General features: G+C 71.3%; 17 protein-coding genes. 5 read left to right on the plus strand and 12 right to left on the minus strand.

Features of this window, described 5'->3' with window-relative positions; genetic code table 11:
* Positions 1-118: 118 nt before the first annotated feature.
* The 6 genes from CYAGR_RS19440 to petC all read right to left on the minus strand — a co-directional run bounded on the left by CYAGR_RS19440 (position 119) and on the right by petC (position 4,603).
* Entirely contained in the window at positions 119-772 is a 654-nt protein-coding gene (locus CYAGR_RS19440) for a hypothetical protein (protein WP_015110750.1), read from the minus strand.
* A gap of 80 nt (positions 773-852) precedes the next feature.
* Entirely contained in the window at positions 853-1,434 is a 582-nt protein-coding gene (locus tag CYAGR_RS15310) for an alpha-ketoglutarate-dependent dioxygenase AlkB family protein (RefSeq protein ID WP_015110751.1), read from the minus strand.
* Positions 1,431-2,195 (minus strand): precorrin-4 C(11)-methyltransferase, encoded by a 765-nt coding sequence (gene cobM / locus CYAGR_RS15315; protein ID WP_015110752.1) that lies wholly within the window; start codon positions 2,193-2,195, stop codon positions 1,431-1,433. Before cobM ends, CYAGR_RS15310 begins: the two co-directional genes overlap by 4 nt.
* On the minus strand, positions 2,192-3,052 hold the full coding sequence (gene lgt, locus CYAGR_RS15320; protein ID WP_043325983.1) for a prolipoprotein diacylglyceryl transferase: 861 nt from the start codon (positions 3,050-3,052) through the stop codon (positions 2,192-2,194). The genes cobM and lgt overlap by 4 nt, the downstream gene beginning before the upstream one ends.
* Positions 3,049-3,990, minus strand: coding sequence for a cytochrome f (petA, locus tag CYAGR_RS15325; protein ID WP_015110754.1), 942 nt, complete (start codon positions 3,988-3,990; stop codon positions 3,049-3,051). Before petA ends, lgt begins: the two co-directional genes overlap by 4 nt.
* A 52-nt stretch (positions 3,991-4,042) precedes the next feature.
* Positions 4,043-4,603 carry a cytochrome b6-f complex iron-sulfur subunit gene (petC, locus tag CYAGR_RS15330; RefSeq protein WP_015110755.1) on the minus strand — a complete coding sequence of 187 codons (561 nt, stop codon included), beginning with the start codon at positions 4,601-4,603 and terminating at the stop codon, positions 4,043-4,045.
* 126 nt (positions 4,604-4,729) lie between these two features.
* Between petC and CYAGR_RS15335 the strand changes: the two genes are divergently transcribed.
* On the plus strand, positions 4,730-5,059 hold the full coding sequence (locus CYAGR_RS15335) for a DUF3067 family protein (RefSeq protein WP_245552546.1): 330 nt from the start codon (positions 4,730-4,732) through the stop codon (positions 5,057-5,059).
* 22 nt (positions 5,060-5,081) lie between these two features.
* Here the strand turns inward: CYAGR_RS15335 and tatC are convergent, their stop codons facing one another.
* Entirely contained in the window at positions 5,082-5,852 is a 771-nt protein-coding gene (gene tatC / locus CYAGR_RS15340; protein ID WP_015110757.1) for a twin-arginine translocase subunit TatC, read from the minus strand.
* On the minus strand, positions 5,849-7,552 hold the full coding sequence (locus CYAGR_RS15345) for an Rqc2 family fibronectin-binding protein (RefSeq protein WP_015110758.1): 1,704 nt from the start codon (positions 7,550-7,552) through the stop codon (positions 5,849-5,851). Before CYAGR_RS15345 ends, tatC begins: the two co-directional genes overlap by 4 nt.
* Before the next feature lie 61 nt (positions 7,553-7,613).
* On the opposite strand from CYAGR_RS15345, the gene gmk reads away from it, so the two are divergent.
* Complete coding sequence (gmk, locus tag CYAGR_RS15350; RefSeq protein WP_015110759.1) at positions 7,614-8,189, plus strand: guanylate kinase; 576 nt, start codon at positions 7,614-7,616, stop codon at positions 8,187-8,189.
* Positions 8,190-8,259: 70 nt separating this feature from the next.
* On the opposite strand, the gene psaJ is transcribed toward gmk, so the two are convergent.
* Positions 8,260-8,376: a photosystem I reaction center subunit IX gene (gene psaJ, locus CYAGR_RS15355; protein ID WP_015110760.1), complete on the minus strand. Its 117-nt coding sequence runs from the start codon at positions 8,374-8,376 to the stop codon at positions 8,260-8,262.
* Between the two features lie 11 nt (positions 8,377-8,387).
* Positions 8,388-8,897, minus strand: coding sequence for a Photosystem I reaction centre subunit III (locus tag CYAGR_RS15360; RefSeq protein ID WP_015110761.1), 510 nt, complete (start codon positions 8,895-8,897; stop codon positions 8,388-8,390).
* A 73-nt stretch (positions 8,898-8,970) separates the two neighbouring features.
* On the opposite strand from CYAGR_RS15360, the gene tsaD reads away from it, so the two are divergent.
* Both tsaD and CYAGR_RS15370 read left to right on the plus strand, forming a co-directional pair.
* Positions 8,971-10,026 (plus strand): tRNA (adenosine(37)-N6)-threonylcarbamoyltransferase complex transferase subunit TsaD, encoded by a 1,056-nt coding sequence (tsaD, locus tag CYAGR_RS15365; RefSeq protein ID WP_015110762.1) that lies wholly within the window; start codon positions 8,971-8,973, stop codon positions 10,024-10,026.
* A gap of 39 nt (positions 10,027-10,065) precedes the next feature.
* Positions 10,066-10,263: a hypothetical protein gene (locus CYAGR_RS15370; protein ID WP_015110763.1), complete on the plus strand. Its 198-nt coding sequence runs from the start codon at positions 10,066-10,068 to the stop codon at positions 10,261-10,263.
* A gap of 39 nt (positions 10,264-10,302) precedes the next feature.
* Here CYAGR_RS15370 and CYAGR_RS15375 read toward each other — a convergent pair whose 3' ends face one another.
* Positions 10,303-11,388, minus strand: coding sequence for a type IV pilus twitching motility protein PilT (locus CYAGR_RS15375; protein WP_051017153.1), 1,086 nt, complete (start codon positions 11,386-11,388; stop codon positions 10,303-10,305).
* Between the two features lie 242 nt (positions 11,389-11,630).
* Here CYAGR_RS15375 and wecB point away from each other — a divergent pair, with 242 nt between their 5' ends.
* On the plus strand, positions 11,631-12,794 hold the full coding sequence (gene wecB, locus CYAGR_RS15380; protein WP_015110765.1) for a non-hydrolyzing UDP-N-acetylglucosamine 2-epimerase: 1,164 nt from the start codon (positions 11,631-11,633) through the stop codon (positions 12,792-12,794).
* On the opposite strand, the gene CYAGR_RS15385 is transcribed toward wecB, so the two are convergent.
* Complete coding sequence (locus tag CYAGR_RS15385) at positions 12,791-13,849, minus strand: efflux RND transporter periplasmic adaptor subunit (RefSeq protein WP_015110766.1); 1,059 nt, start codon at positions 13,847-13,849, stop codon at positions 12,791-12,793. The two genes, wecB and CYAGR_RS15385, sit on opposite strands and share 4 nt — an antisense overlap.
* Positions 13,850-14,014 lie beyond the last annotated feature (165 nt).

Genomic DNA, 14,014 nt, shown 5'->3' on the forward strand with positions numbered 1-14,014 from the left:
CGTTGCGGCCGACACCCCTGCGACGCTGAAAGTGGTTCTTTCGGCGGCTGAGGGTTCCGACCCGGCCATCTGGCCAGAACCCTCCTACACGGTCGCCGAACTCACTGTCAAATGCCGGTCAGCCGCCGCAGCCGGCAGTCACCCGTCCGACCGCCACCGGGTCGAATTCGATGCTCGCCGGCCCGGTGAACAGATCCGGCTGCAGGTCCCTCAGGGCCCGGGCCTCTCGGTTGAGGCGGTCCTGGGCGGCGTCGATGCGGGCCTCACGCCGCTGGCGCCAGCGCGCCCGCTCGGCGGCCACCTGCTGCTCCCAGGCGCCGAGGGCCTCCTCGTAGCGTTCGCGGTCGAGCCGCTGGTCCTCCGGGCGGTAGCGGGATTCGCGGCCGGCATCCAGGGGCTGGGGGGGCGCCACGCTGGGGCGGAAGGGGCTGTTGTGGGCCGCCGCCAGCTCCTCTTCGGTGCGGCGCAGGGACTCCATCAGGGTGGTGATGGTTCGCTGGCGCCGGCGGCAGGCCTCGAGGGCCGCGCGCCGGGAGGCGGCCGCCTTCTCCATCACCGCCCGCTCCTTCGCCAGGCTGCGATCGGTGTCGGGCAGGCAGCGGACGTAGATCAGGGCCGCGCTGAGCGGATTGCCGGCGGCGGCGCTGAGCCGGCGGCAGCGCTCCCGGCCGGCCTCACTCACCCCGCCTACCTGGCAGCCGCCGCCCAGCAGGGTCAGGCCCAGCAGCACCGGCAGCAGCGACCGGCATCGGCTTCCATGGGAACTGGCCATCGCCCTCGAAACGCCCCTCGCGGACACCGACCCCATTGTCGCCACCGCCCCGACGCTCCGATGCCCGAGCCAGCCGCCCCCTACGGCGGCACCCGCATCGCCCGGAAGGTGAGGTTGACCCGTGGGGCGTCCACCTTGAGCCGCCGCGGCAGCTGGTGCTGCCAGTGCCTCTGGGTGGGCGGGTCCATCAGCAGCAGGTCCCCGTGGCCCAGGTCCACCGCCAGGGTCGGGGCCGTGCCGCGCCGGCAGGGGCGGAAGCGCAGGGTGCGGCTGGCCCCCAGGCTGAGGGAAGCGATCGGGGCGTGGGGATCGAGCTCGGCCTCGTCATCGGCGTGCCAGCCCATGGCATCGCGGCCGTCGCGGTAGAGATTCAGCAGCAGGGAATGGAACGGCCGGTCCGCAACTGCCGCCACACGGCGGCGGATGGCGGCGGTCAGGGGGGTCCAGGGCTCGATGGCGTTCTTCAGGCCCGCGTAGCGGTAGCCGCAGCCCGGATCCGCCATCCAGCAGGTGAGGCGGGGCATGGGGTGGCGGCGGCCGTAGACGCTGACGGACTCCTGCTTCCAGGGCACCTCCTCCAGCAGGGTCCGGAGCCAGCCATCGGCCTCGGCGGTGCCCACCCAGCCCCGCCAGTGGCGCAGGCAGGGGACCGCGGGCGTCACTCCGCTCCGCCGCGGAACAGGTGGTTGTGGCTGGCGGAATAGAGCAAGGAGCGGGCCTCATCGGCGGCACGCAGGGCCGGGCTGACCACGTAGAGGGTGGTGCGGATCAGGTTCCGCTCGCGGCTGACCCGGGCCATCGTGTCCAGGGGCACCACCGTGAGCCACTGGTCGGGCCAGCTGACCCGGTAGCCGATGGCCACGGGGGTGTCGGCCGGGTAGTGCTGCAGCAGTTCCCCCTGCACCTCCTCCACATGGCGGGCGCTGAGATAGAGGCACAGGGAGGCCTGCAGGGCGGCGAGCCGGGCCAGGGATTCCCGCTCCGGCACGCCGGTGCGCCCGCCCGCCCGGCTCAGCACGATCGTCTGCACCCGGCCGGGAATGGTGAGCTCGGCCCCGAGGGCGGCGGCGGTGGCCTGGTAGGCGCTCAGGCCCGGCACCACCTCCACGGCGAGGCCGGCATCGGCCAGGCGGCAGATCTGCTCCTGGAGGGCGCCGTACAGGCAGGGATCGCCGTCATGGAGGCGCACCACCCGCTGTCCCGCCCTGGCCCGCTCCAGCACCACGGCCATCACCTCCTCGAGGGTGAGGGTGCTGGTGCGGACGCTCTCGCAGTCCGGCGGCGCCAGGGCGGCGATCTGGGGATTCACCAGGGAATCGGTCCAGACCAGCACCTGGGCCGCCTCGATCGCCCGGGCGGCCCGGAGGGTGAGCAGGTCCGGGGCGCCGGGGCCGGCTCCCACGATCTGGACAGTGGCGGTCATGCGGTCAGGCCGGAGGGGTCGGGGAGGGGACGCCGGAAGCGGTAGAGCCAGAGCAGTCCCGCCCCCCCCAGCAGGATCAGCAGCAGGCTCATCAGCTGGGCCATGCGCAGGCCGCCGCTGCAGAAGGGGGGCTGGGAGAACAGGCAGAGGGGATCGAGCCGCAGCCCTTCGATCCAGACGCGGCCGCTGCTGTAGGCCATCAGATAGATGCAGCTCAGAGCACCGGGCGGCAGCCGCAGGCGGCCGCTGCCGCCCAGGCGGAACAGGATCAGCAGCAGGGCGCAGACCCCGAGATTCCAGAGCGACTCGTACAGGAAGGTGGGGTGGAAGGAGGCCTGCTCCAGGAACTCAGGCGGCCGGTTGGCCATGGGAATGGTCAGGGCCCAGGGGAGGTTGGTGGGCAGGCCGAAGGCCTCGGAGTTGAAGAAATTGCCCCAGCGGCCGATCGCCTGGCCCAGGGCCACAGCGGGCACCAGGACATCCAGCAGGGGCCAGAAGGCCTGCCGGCGCCAGCGGCAGAAGAGGACCGTCACCAGTGCTCCGCCGATCAGGGCGCCGTGGATGGCGATGCCGCCGCGCCAAATGGCGAAGGCATCGACCCAGTCGTTGCGGTACTGGCGCCATTCCAGGGCCACGTAGTAAAAGCGGGCGCCGACGACGGCCCCCAGGACCATCAGGGGCAGCAGGTCGGCGATCAGGGCCGGGTCGATGCCCCGCTGGCGGCCCAGCCGGGTGGCCAGCAGCAGGCCCAGCAGCACCGCCAGGGCGATGAGCAGGCCGTACCAGCGAACGGAAACGGGACCCAGCTGAAAGATCAGCGGTCCCGGGGACGTGAAGAGGCCGAGAGGAAGGCTCAGAAGCCCTCCGCCGCCTGGACCTTCTCCACCTGGCGCTTCTTGAGCACCAGCATGATCTGGGCCAGGGCCACGGCGGCGAAGAAGGCCAGCAGCCCGTAGATGCGCACGGGGTTCTGAAGCACCACCTCGGCGTCGATCTGGCCGAAGCCACCGACGTTGGGGTCGTTGGTGATCGGGGCACCGGCCTCGACGGCGTCACCGACGGCGACGGTGAGGGTGGGTCCGGCGGGAACCGTCTCGGTGACGGCGCCACTGTCACCGGTGATCTCCACCACGGTGGCGCCGTTGGCATCGGTGCTGATGGCGCTGACCGTACCGGCCGCCGGGGCGGTGTAGACGGTGTTGTTGGTCTTTTCACCCTCGGGGGTCACCTGGCCGCGGCCCCGGTTGGCCCCGACGTGCACCTGGTACTTGCCGAAGTGGATGGCGCTGTCGGTGGCCGGGTCGGGGGAGAGGATCGGGAAGACGATCTCCTGGTGCTGGTCACCGGGGAGGGGGCCCACCAGGAGGATATTGGGCTGGTCGTCGCTGTACTGGGTGTAGTAGACGCCGGCGGTCTCCTCCTTGAGCTCATCGCTGAGGCGGTCCTGGGGGGCAAGGGTGAAGCCGTCGGGGAGCATCACCACCGCACCCACGTTCAGGCCGGCGGGGCTGCCGTTGCCGGAGACCTGCTGCACGGAGGTGTCGTAGGGGATCTCGACCACCGCCTTGAACACCGTGTCGGGGAACACCGCCTGGGGCACCTCCACCCTGGTGGGTTTCTTGGCCAGGTGGCAGTTGGCGCAGACGATCTTGCCCGTGGCCTCACGCGGATTGGCGTAGTTCTGCTGGGCCCAGAAGGGATAGGCCCAGCTGGGGCTGGCCCCCAGAAGCACCACGCCCAGCGAGAGGCTGACGGTGAGCAGGGTGCCGAACAGGGGGGAGAGGAAGCGGCGCATGGGGGTGGAAGTGGCGGGCGTCGGGGAAACGGGGGGAGGATTCAGGCGCCGATCAGGCCCACCAGGCCTTTTCGCCCGTGCGGAAATCGGTTTCGGTCCACTGGCTGAGGAACACGTTGTCATTCTCGACGCTGACGTGGGCCAGGGCCAGGGAGAGGGGGGCCGGGCCGCGCACCACCTTGCCGGTGGCGTCGTACTGGCTGCCGTGGCAGGGGCAGATGAAGCGGTTGGCGCCGCTGTTCCAGGGCACCACACAGCCCAGGTGGGTGCAGATGGCGTTGATGCCGTAGTCGCCGATGGCCTCGCCACCCTCCACCAGCAGGTAGGTGGGGTCACCCTTGAGGCCCTGCACCAGGCTGCGGTCACCCTCCTTGTGGCTGGCCAGCCAGCCGGTGGCGGTGACGCTGTTGCCCAGCTCGTCCTTGGCGGTCACGCCGCCACCGCTGCCCGCGGCCTTGGGGGGGATGAAGTAGTTGACGACCGGGTAGAGGGCACCCAGGGCCACCCCCGTGACGGAGCCGAAGGTCAGCAGGTTCATGAACTGGCGGCGGCCCATGCCGGGCACATCACCAGAGGCACCGCCGTTCGAGGAGGCCGCAGGGATCTGGGTCATAGGGAACGGCGCGGTGTGACCGATTGACGTGGCGCCCATTATGAACCTTGCCCTTCCCGCCCCGGGTCCGAGCCGCACCCGGCCGAGGCCGGCTGCAACATGCTGTTGTGGAGTGTGCCGTCCGCCATGACCTCACCGGAACCGCTGCGGCGGGAGGAACTGCTGGAACTGCTGCGGAGCCGCTGGCAGGCCTCCTATGACCTGCAGCTGGTGCAGCGTCGCGGCCGCCTCTATCTTCATGTGATGTGGGGCTATCTCGAGCAGCAGTCCTTCCCGCTCACCCCCGAGGCCTACGAGGCGCACCTCGAGGAGCTGGTGGGCTCCCTCAACGGCCTCGGGGTGGCGTCCCAGGTGCGCCAGTGGCTGCGGACCACCACCGACAAGCCACGGCTGGGCAAGGCCCTCTCCCTGCCCCTGGAGCTGCCGTCAGGGCGCGCCAGCGAGTTCATGCTCTGAGCCTCGCCGGGGAGCCGGCGGTTCAGGCGGAGGGGGACGGGGAGGGCCGCAGCCCCTCGGCCAGGGCCACCAGGGCCACCCCCAGCAGATAGAGCGCCGTGATCGCGCCGGTGAGCAGCAGCATCGTGATCGGGTCGGTGGAGGGGGTCAGCACCGCCCCGGCCAGGGCCGCCACCAGCACCACCCAGCGCCAGGCGCCCAGCATGGTGCGCCAGTCGATCAGGCCCAGGGCGCCCAGCAGCAGCTGCAGCACCGGCAGCTGGAAGGCCAGGGCCGTGGCCACCATCAGCAGCAGCACGAAGTCGAGATAGCGCTCGATCGACCAGATCGGCTCCACCACATCGGCCCCGTAGGACACCAGGAAGCGCAGGGCCGCCGGGACAAGGGCCCACCAGGCGAAGGCCAGACCGGCCGCGAACAGCACCGTGGAGCCGGCGACGGCGGGGGCCACCAGCCGCCGCTCCCGCCGGGTCAGCCCCGGCAGCACGAAGGCCAGGATCTCGAAGATCACGTAGGGCAGGGCCAGGGTGAGCCCCGCATAGCCGGCCACCTTCAGCGACACGAACAGGAATTCGCCCGGGGCCAGCTGCAGGAAGCGGATCCCCTCGGCCGGCACCTCCAGCAGCCGCACCAGGGGCCGCACCGCCACCAGACAGGCGGCGGCGCCGACCACCACCGCCAGCAGGCTGCGAAGCACCCGCCGGCGGAGCTCCTCGAGGTGCTCCACCAGGCTCATGTGCACCTCGCCGGGGAACTCGCCGGGGAAAGTGTCCTCGGGGATGGGGTCGCTCATGTCCGTTCCGTCTCCGGCAGCCTAGGGGGCGCGGCCAGGAGGCCAGCGGCCCGCTCGGGCACCGCCCACAGCACCTCGCCCCCCCGGTGGCGCACCGTGCCGGGGCCGGCGCCGGCGATGCGCTGCAGATCCGTGGTCGGCACCATCACCACTGGCACCCGGCCGTTGGCCCGGCCGCGGCTGAAGTGGGCCGCCAGGTCGGCCGCCTCCCGCAGGTCCGCCTCGCCGGGGGTGCCCTCCGAGCCTTTGAGCACCACGTGGCTGCCCGGACACTCCTGGGCATGGAACCAGAGGTCGCCGCGCCGGGCCTGCTGCAGGCTGATCCATTCGTTCTGGTGATGGTTGCGACCCACTTGCAGCCGCAGGCCACCGCTGCTGCGCAGCTCCAGCGGGGCCGGCGCGCTCCCGGCCGCCCCCCGCCGCACCCGCCGGGACGGCCCCGGCCCCTGGCCCTCCCGGGCGGGCAGCAGGACGGGGAGGTCCTCCTCCACGGCGGCGAGCTGGGCCCCGTTCTCCGCCTGTTCCAGGAAGGTGAGGCTGGCTTCAATGGCGGCCAGTCGCTGCTGGTGCAGCTCCAACCGCGGGGTGATCGCGGCGACGGAACGCCGCAGCTTGCGGGCCCGGCGGTACAGCCGCTGGGCTTCGTCGATCTGCTCCCGCGACGGCGACGGCAGGCTGAGCAGGCCGTCCGCCTGGCGCTGCATCGCGTCACTGCCGGGCACGGCCTCCAGCAGGCTCTGCTGCTGGTCGGCGTTGCGGCGCTCCCGGGCCGCGGCGTTCAGCAGCCGCTGCCGCAGGCTCGCCCGCCGCTGCTCCAGCTCCCGGCGCCCCAGGCGATCGGCGTAGTAACCCGCCAGCCCCCGGTTGATCGCCCAGTCGTCGTCAGCGGTTGGCGGCCCTTCGGGGTCCCAGCAGCGGTAGTCGCTGGGGCCGCCCCAGCCCAGCTGGAAGCGTTCCTCGGCCACCGTCTCCAGCCAGAGCCGCCAGCGTTTCCAGAGCCGCTGCCAGGCCTCCGCCTCCAGGACCTGCACCGGCCGAGCCAGCCCGTCCTGCGCCAGCTGGCGGGCCAGAGCCGGGCCGATCCCCTGATAGGCGCCCATCAGGGCCTCACCGACCGTCTGGGGCAGCAGGCCCAGGCGCCGCCGCCAGGAGGCGGCATCCTCCTCCAGCCGGGGCGGCTCGCCGGCCATGGGCGGTGGCGGCTGGTAGGGATCGCCGGTGCCGATCGGCCGCAGACGCGACCGGTCCTGGCGCACCTGGCGGGCCAGGGCGATCACCCGCTGGTCTTCGTCCAGCAGGAACAGGTTGCTGTGGCGCCCCATCAGCTCCAGCACCAGCTGCCTCCGGATCGGCTCGCCGGGCCTGGGGGCGAAGCCCAGGGTCACCACCCGCTCCCAGCCCTGCTGCTCCAGGCTCACCAGGGCCAGGCCCCGCAGGCCGTGCTGCAGCTGCTGGGCCAGGGTGCTGCCCTCCCCCTGCTTCAGGGGCGGCTCGACCACCAGCAGGCGCGGGGCCTCCGCCAGCCAGCTGAGCTCCAGCCAGAGGGTGCCCCGCAGGCTGCGCAGGCCCAGCTGCAGGCGGTGGGCGTCAGGCTGCTGGGCCTTCTCGAAACGGCTGGGCAGCAGGCCGCGGCGCATCTCGGCCAGCACGGCGCGCAGGCTGGTCACATCCATGGCCTGGATGGACGGGGATGGGGCCATCGCCTCCTCTCTCGCCTCAGATGCAGTCCACCCCTACTGTGCGCCCCAGCGCCAGCGATCCATGGACTCCCCCCCCTCCAGTGGCCGGCTCACGGTGATCACCGGCCCCAGCGGGGTGGGTAAGGGGACCCTCGTGTCCCGGCTGCTGCAGCGGCACCCCGCCCTGTGGCTGTCCGTCTCGGCCACCACCCGTTCGCCCCGGCCCGGAGAGAGCGACGGTCAGCACTACTTCTTCCTGACGCGCCCCGACTTCGAAGCCCAGGTGGCCGGCGGAGGCTTCCTGGAGTGGGCCGAGTTCGCGGGCCACCTCTACGGCACCCCCCGGGGCCCGGTGGAGGCCCACCTCGCCCAGGGGCGGCCGGTGCTGCTGGAGATCGAGCTGGAAGGAGCCCGCCAGGTGCGTCGCACCTTCCCCGCGGCCTTCCAGGTGCTGATCAAGCCGCCCAGCTTCGAGGAGCTGGAACGCCGCATCCGCGGCCGTGGCACCGACAGCGACGAGGCGATCACGCGGCGGCTGGCGCGGGCCCGCGAGGAACTCACGGCCGAAGCGGAGTTCGATGCCGTCCTGGTGAACGCCGACCTCGGCGAGGCCCTGCAGGAGCTGGAGCGGCTGCTGGGACTGGGCGACGCCGTCTGAACCTCCAGCCATGAAAAAAGCGGCCCGTGCGAGGGCCGCTGGCGGCGATTGATCCGGCCGGATGCGGTCGTCAGAGGGGGTGAATGATCAAGTCAGGGAAGAAGCGGAAGACTTCAATCGTGATGCCTGCGGTCAGGGTGAACCAGACGGCGGCCACGACGGGAGCGGTGGTGAGGAATTTCTTCATGGCTGTTGGAATCAGCGGGGGGAAACGGTGACTTTGGAGTCGGATTCCACCAGAGCTCCGCTGGTGAACTCCTTGAGGGCCGCCAGGGGCCAGACGGCCGCTGCCAGGGTGGTCTTGAAGGCCAGGGGCAGATCGATCTGGATCTCGCGCATGGTGGCGTCCTTGCTGCCGCGGATGGCCATCAGGTAGCCGCGGCCGGCCCAGCCGATCGTGCCGGCGATGTAGAGGAACAGCAGGCCCGGGATCGTGAAGTCACCGGCGTGGCTCCAGCGGCCGTCGGTGATCAGGTGGGGCAGGCCATCGGTGCCACAGAGGGCCTGCCCGTAGTACGCGAATCGGGCCTTGGCCTGATCCGTGCTGGCAGCGGCGGCACGCTGCTGGAAGCGGGGGGTCTCGCTGCAGGGGGTGAGTCCGCCGATGTCGGCCCGGGCCGAGGGGGCGAAGCCGAACAGCAGGAACACGGACGTCACCAGGGCGAAGGCCCGGATGGCGAAGGAACGACTGGAGAGAAGACGGCGCATGGAGAGGGGCCGCGGGGGAACTGCCGCGGGGCAGGATGGCTCGTGCGGACAGTAGGGGAGCTCTTCCGGGAGCATGCGCACGGTTCTGGCCCTCGAAACAAGTTGTGACGAGTCGGCGGCGGCGATCGTGGCCGGTCGGCGGGTCCTGGCGGGGGCCGTGGCCTCCCAGATGGAGGAGCACGCCCGCTGGGGCGGGGTGGTGCCGGAGATCGCCTCGCGCCGCCATGTGGAGGCGCTGCCGGCCCTGATCGCCCGGGTGCTGGAGGAGAGCGGCGTGGCCATGGCCGACCTTGATGCCGTCGCCGCCACGGTCGCCCCCGGCCTGGCCGGGGCCCTGCTGGTGGGGTCGGTCACGGCCCGTACCCTGGCGCGGCTGCACCGCAAGCCCTTCCTGGGGGTGCATCACCTGGAGGGGCATCTCTGCTCGGTGCACCTGGGCGATCCCCTGCCGGAAGGTCCGTACCTGGTGCTGCTGGTCAGCGGCGGCCACACCGAGCTGATCCGCGTCGATGGCCCCGGTGCCTACACCCGCCTGGGCCGCAGCCGCGACGATGCGGCCGGTGAATGCTTCGACAAGGTGGCCCGGCTGCTCGGGCTGGGCTATCCGGGCGGACCGGCGATCGAGGCGGCGGCGGCCGGTGGCGACCCTGGCCGCTTCCGCTTTCCCAAGGGGAGGGTCTCCCTTGCCGAGGGGGGCTTCCATCCCTATGACCTCAGCTTCAGCGGCCTCAAGACGGCGGTGCTGCGCCAGGTGCAGCGGCTCGCTGGCGAGGGCGCTCCGCTGCCCGTGACCGACCTGGCGGCGAGCTTCGAGCAGGGGGTGGCCGAGGTGCTGGTGGAGCGCAGCTGCCGCTGCGCCGTCGAGGCGGGCCTGGAGACGGTGGTGCTGGTGGGGGGCGTGGCCGCCAACCGGCGCCTGCGCCGCCTGATGGCGGAGGCCACCGCCGCCCGCGGCCTGTCCTGGCGCGTCGCGCCCCTGGCCTACTGCACCGACAACGCCGCCATGGTGGGCCTGGCGGCGGTCGAGCGGCTCGAGGCGGGGGGGAGCAGCAGGATCAGCCTGGGGGTGGCGGCCCGGCTCCCCCTGGAGCAGGCCGGTGGGCTCTATGCACCACAGCCCCCCTTTTGATGCCCTTAAGGTGTGTGGATCGCTTTAACCTCTGGCCCCATGGCCCCCGCGAATCCCCTGCCCCTCGAGCAGGTCGAATCCTCCCTCAGCGACGCGGAACCCGTGTCCCAGCAGGAGCTCAACGCCTGGCGGCGGGGCTTCACGCCCCAGGCCGAGATCTGGAATGGCCGTCTGGCCATGCTCGGGCTTTCCGTGGGTCTGGGTGTCCTGCTCCTGGTGCGGCTGGTCGGAGGCTGAGTTAAGACACGCGCCCGCTGCGGTCGCGTTTCCCCGGCTTCAGGTTCGACCTCGCAGCGTCTGGGCAAGTTCGCCAGGTCTGAGGCTGGCGGCGAGGGCCTCCTCTGCGTGAACCCTGCCGGCGGACACCAGATTCGCCAGGTACTGGTTGGACGTGATCATGCCGTCGAACCCGCTGCGGGCCATGATCGCTTCGATCTCATCAAGATTGGCCCGCAGGATGTAGTCCTTGCACGCATCCGTGTTGATGAAGACGTCGTGGTACGAGGCCCTTTTGCCATCCACCGTCTTGACCAGGCCCTGGGAGATCACCCCCAGGAGCGAATCGGCCACCGAACGCCGGACGATCTCCTGTTCGTCGGGGGGATACATGCCCAGCATCCGCTCGACGGAGCGCACCGCCGAGTTGGTGTGCAGGGTTCCCAGCAGCAGGTGTCCGGTCTGGGAGGCTTCGATTGCGGTGGTGAGGGTGTCCTGGTCACGGATCTCCCCCACCAGGATCACGTCGGGATCCTCCCGCAGGGCAGCACGGAGGGCGGTCTTGAAGTGGCGGGTGTGGCTGCCCAGCTCCCTCTGGCGGATCAGGGACTGGCGGCTCTGATGCACGAATTCGACCGGATCCTCGATGGTGAGGATGTGGCGCTTCATCGTGCGGTTGATGTGGTCGATCACCGCGGCCAGGGTGGTGCTCTTGCCTGATCCCGTCGGGCCGGTGACCAGCAGCATGCCCTTGGGACGCTGGGCCAGATCCTTGAGCACCGGCGGCAGATTGAGTTCGTCGATGGTGGAGATGGCCTGGGGAATCAACCGCAGGACCATGGCCGGACCCTGCAGGGATTCGAGCAGGTTGATGCGCACCCGAACGAAACCGAAGGCGAAGGAGCCGTCGTATTCCTTCTGCTGGAAGAAACGATCGATCTGGGCCGGCTCCAGGATCTCCCGCAGCCAGTCGCGGAAGGTGTTGCCGTCGGTCACGCCCAGACCGGCCAGGATCATGTCGCCGCGGCTGCGGAACCGTGGCTCCTCCCCGACGCCGAGGTGGATGTCGGAGAAGTTGCGCTCGTAGGCCACCCGAACGATCTGCTCCAGGGTCGGCGGGGATCCACCCTCCGCCGACATCGGCATCGCTTCAGCGAAAAGGGAGGCCCTTGTCTGAACACCCACGGGGGGCGGCGGCGGTGGCGGGTGGGACATCGAGGGACGCGGCTGGAGCGCGGGGCGATCCCGCTGGTGGAATCCGTTGGGCGAAGCTGCCGAAGGTTTGGACGAATCCGCCGAAGGCTGTGTCGTTCCGGGTCGGATCCTAGGGGCGGATTTCGATCTGTGGACCGGGGCGGCGAGCGGTGCCCCGCCTGGCGGGGGAAGCGATGAACCCAGGCTGCCTAGGATCCTCCGATCCGCGTCGGCCCGTGTCCCCACAGCCTCTGGTCAGCATCGTTCTGGGTACGCGCCCCGAGGCCATCAAGCTGGCTCCGGTGATCCTGGCCTTCCAGCGGTCGCCGGACTTCCGCACCCGCGTGGTCCTCACGGGACAGCACCGCGAGATGGTCACCCAGGTGATGCACCTGTTCGGCCTGGCCGCCGACCATGACCTGGCCCTGATGGCCCCGAAGCAGACCCTCACCCACGTCACCTGCGCCGCCCTGCAGGGGCTGAAGCAGGAGTTCGAGGCGCACCGCCCCGATCTGGTGCTGGTCCAGGGCGACACCACCACCGCCTTCGCCAGCGCCCTGGCCGCCTTCTACGAACAGATCCCCGTCGGCCATGTGGAGGCCGGCCTGCGTACCGACGACCTGCTCGACCCCTTCCCCGAGGAAGCCAACCGCCGCCTGATCTCCCAGCTGGCCCGCCTCCACTTCGCCCCCACGGCCCAGTCGGCGGCCAACCTGAGGGCCTCGGGGGTGGTGGGGGAGATCCTCACCACCGGTAACACGGTCATTGATGCCCTGCTGCTCATGGCTCGTTCCGCCCCCGACTGGGACCTGCCCGGCCTCGACTGGCAGAAGCAGCGGGTGCTGCTGGCCACCGTGCACCGCCGCGAAAACTGGGGGGAGCGTCTCCAGGACATCGGCCGGGGCTTCCTGGCCCTGCTCGAACGCTTCCCCGACACCGCCCTGCTGCTGCCGCTGCACCGCAACCCCACGGTGCGGGAGCCCCTGCAGGCCCTGCTGGGTTCCCATCCCCGCGCCTTCCTGATCGAGCCGCTCGACTACGACCGGCTGGTGGCGGCGATGCGCGGCTGCACGCTGCTGCTCACCGATTCGGGCGGTCTGCAGGAGGAGGCCCCCGCCCTGGGCAAGCCCGTGCTGGTGCTGCGCCGCACGACCGAGCGACCCGAAGCGGTGGCGGCGGGCACGGCGAAGCTGATCGGCACCGACAGCGATGCGATCCTCAGCGAGGCCAGCCGCCTCCTGGAGGACCCGCAGGCCTACGAGGCCATGGCCCACGCCCACAATCCCTTCGGCGATGGGGCGGCCAGCGGCCGGATCGTGGAGGCGGCCCGCCGCTTCCTGGGCCTGGCTGCCGCCTAGGGGCGCTTCTTGGCCCAGGGAGGCAGGTCGATGAACACCCGGGTGCCGCTCTCCAGGCCCGAGAGGATCTGGCTGTCCTTGCCGCTGCTGGCCCCCAGTTCCACCGGCTGGAAGGTGGGTTCCTGGCCCTTGCCCACCAGCAGCACCCCCGGCCGGCCGTCCTCCGTGACGATGGCGACGGTGGGCACCACGGTCCGGGCCTGAAGAGTGCCGGTCTGGAAGTCGATGTCGGCGGTCATGCCGATGCGCAGTTCCGGGGCCGGATCGGTCAGCTGGAGCTTCACCTCGAAGGAGGTGACGTTGTTGGTCTTCACCGCCCTCGGGGCGATCTGGCGCACCGTGGCCTGGAAGCGACGGTCGGGGAAGGCATCGACGCGCACGCTGGCGGGCAGGCCCACCCGCAGCCGGCCGATGTCGCTCTCGGGCACCTTGGCGACCACCTCCAGGCCTTCGGAGAGCTCCACGATCGAGGAGCTGGTGGCGCCGGCGGTGGCCGACGCGGTGGTGGTGGGGGTGACGAAGGCGCCCGGTTCGGCGTAGCGCTGGCTGATCACCCCATCGAAGGGGGCCCGCACGATCAGTTCGTCCTTCTCCACCATGCGCTGCCGGAGCCGTTGGCGGGCGGCGGCGGTGGCCAGGCGCCGCACCTCCGCCTCCGAGCGGAAGCGATTCATGGTGTCGAGGCTGATGGCCCCCTGGCGGAACAGGGGTTCGTTGCGGCGCAGCTCGCTGTCGCTGCGGCGCTGCTCCGACTCCGCCGACTGCACATTGGCCTGCAGTTCCATCAGCCGGTCGCGAAGGTCCCCGTCATCCATCAGGGCCAGGGGCTGGCCCCGGCGCACCGTGTCGCCCTCGTCGACCATCAGCTCCAGCAGCACCCCCTGACGCTTGGGGCTGACATTCACCCGCTTGACGGCATCGAGCTCGCCGCTGGCGGTGATCACCCCGGGCAGGGATCCCTCGCGGGCCACCACGGTGAAGGGGGTCAGATCGCGGCCGGCCTGCTGGCGTTGGCGCTGCCAGAGGCCGGCCGCGGCAAGCAGGGCCAGACCCACCGCCAGGCCGATCCAGAGGCGACGGCGGCGGCCGCGGCGCCGGCCCTTCGGCGGCGCGGAAGGGGGCAGTGGCGCGTCCCGGGTGGGGGCGGGGGCCGGCGGCAGGGGGGTGATGGCGGGAATGGGCCGGCGGATCGCTGCCGACAGTTTCGCCTGTCTGCGCGA

Origin of the sequence: Cyanobium gracile PCC 6307 (genome assembly GCF_000316515.1) — a bacterium.
Taxonomy (GTDB): Bacteria; Cyanobacteriota; Cyanobacteriia; order PCC-6307; family Cyanobiaceae; genus Cyanobium; species Cyanobium gracile.